Origin of the sequence: Acinetobacter sp. WCHAc060033, assembly GCF_004209125.1 — a bacterium.
In the GTDB taxonomy this organism is placed as follows: domain Bacteria; phylum Pseudomonadota; class Gammaproteobacteria; order Pseudomonadales; family Moraxellaceae; genus Acinetobacter; species Acinetobacter wuhouensis.
On sequence record NZ_SGSW01000167.1, the window covers coordinates 1 to 716 of the forward strand.

General features: G+C 41.8%; 2 protein-coding genes and 1 pseudogene. All 3 read right to left on the reverse strand.

All coding sequences use genetic code 11. From position 1 onward, the window contains the following. Positions 1 to 192, reverse strand: a pseudogene (locus EXE10_RS21120) (hypothetical protein); the annotation flags it as partial. After that, positions 189 to 401: a hypothetical protein gene (locus EXE10_RS21125; RefSeq protein WP_130114609.1), complete on the reverse strand. Its 213-nt coding sequence runs from the start codon at positions 399 to 401 to the stop codon at positions 189 to 191. The gene EXE10_RS21125 and the pseudogene EXE10_RS21120, both read right to left, overlap by 4 nt. Continuing rightward, positions 398 to 592 (reverse strand): hypothetical protein, encoded by a 195-nt coding sequence (locus EXE10_RS21130; RefSeq protein ID WP_130114610.1) that lies wholly within the window; start codon positions 590 to 592, stop codon positions 398 to 400. Before EXE10_RS21130 ends, EXE10_RS21125 begins: the two co-directional genes overlap by 4 nt. Between the last annotated feature and the right edge of the window lie 124 nt (positions 593 to 716).

Consider the following 716-nt stretch of genomic DNA (forward strand, 5'->3'; position numbering starts at 1 on the left):
CCTTGTATTATCTTCTTGAAGCTTGTTTGCTCTGTTGTTTTCCCTTGTAGCAATTTCATCAGCTCGATCTAAGTTTGCTTGAAGCTCATCCACCTCAGCCTGTCGGGATTTCTGCCCCATTGAAAATGCCTCAGCTCTTGTGCAGTTTGGTGAATGTTGGTTTGCTTTTAAGTATTTAATAAACTCACTCATTTCCGTTCCGCCTCCAAAATCACGTCAGAAATCGGCTCAAACTTGACTTCAACAGGCTTCACATCAAGATCAACAACCTCAATCACTCGATAAGTCTTTCTACCCACGTAGAATCCACCTAAACGCTCGCATTCCCACGAAATTGATTGATGGGTGTACCAATGGCACACCACCCAAGAGATAATTAAACCAAGAAGAAATAGGGTCATTTGTTCACCACTGGTATTTGTTGGAAATCACAACGAGCGGAATCCACACCACGCTTTAAGTGAGCTTGTCTTTGTTTCTCACATATCTCATAAGTAGCGTATTGCAATTGGAAATTAGATGGTCTGTAATAACCAAAGTATCCACTCCCTGTGAATACCGTCAAAACCCAAACTGTTACCCAAGTAGTCATAATCACCCCAACTCATTCAATCGTTTAGCTTCATTAACATGCAAATCAGTAACAGTCGTACTCGGACTAATATGATTGCGGATGTCTGTGACGTGGTCTGTGTTGTCATGTTTTGCAATGGCGA

What these genes read in the sequence shown, in the direction of transcription:
- EXE10_RS21125 (WP_130114609.1), bottom strand. Translation starts at nt 401, where the DNA reads ATGACCCTATTTCTTCTTGGTTTAATTATCTCTTGGGTGGTGTGCCAT.
- EXE10_RS21130 (WP_130114610.1), bottom strand. Translation starts at nt 592, where the DNA reads ATGACTACTTGGGTAACAGTTTGGGTTTTGACGGTATTCACAGGGAGT.